We start from the raw sequence: 524 nt of genomic DNA on the forward strand, positions 1-524 counted from the left end.
GCATGCATCATTCCCCAACAGCGGTATAAGCGCCTCTTCCATGTTGCCCGTGGAGATCGCCTTGAGATAGAGAGAGGGATTGCCTCATTAATTTTGAGACTGCGGCGCATATACTTGGGTACAATTGCACTGGTGAAGTTTCACGGCCACCACTGCGGTTTCGGGTGCGAGGGACCGCAACATCAATCGTACCACTACCAACGGTGACCTTGCGGGATCGATGATATCCATTGCGAACGATTCCCGCTGTTCCATCGTCTCTCTTCTTGCCTGACAGCTTCTCAAGATAGACGGATATTTCGGCTTCAAGAGCCTGCCGTAAAAGCTCCTGTGCTCCAACACGGGCTATTTCATCCAGGGAAAGTACGGAAAGTTCTGTTTTTGTCAAAGTGTTTGAATTATCTTTTATCATAAGTGGTTCCTTTTTTTGGGTGGTTTTTGTTTTGTCGTTATTACAAAATACACACTGGAAGGAGCCACTTCTTTTTAACCTTTATTTTTTATATACACAACATTTGAATATA

Annotated in this window: 1 protein-coding gene; it reads right to left on the reverse strand. The window is 44.8% G+C overall.

Annotation, left to right across the window (positions count from 1 at the left end):
- Window positions 1–7: 7 nt before the first annotated feature.
- A complete protein-coding gene (locus tag CALK_RS11720) occupies window positions 8–412 on the reverse strand; it encodes a transposase (protein WP_022637854.1) in 405 nt (134 codons plus the stop codon).
- Window positions 413–524 lie beyond the last annotated feature (112 nt).

Source organism: Chitinivibrio alkaliphilus ACht1, assembly GCF_000474745.1.
In the GTDB taxonomy this organism is placed as follows: Bacteria; Fibrobacterota; Chitinivibrionia; order Chitinivibrionales; family Chitinivibrionaceae; genus Chitinivibrio; species Chitinivibrio alkaliphilus.

Bases quoted from the DNA above. Each gene is read 5' to 3' on its own strand.
- CALK_RS11720 (WP_022637854.1), bottom strand. From the start codon at position 412: ATGATAAAAGATAATTCAAACACTTTGACAAAAACAGAACTTTCCGTA.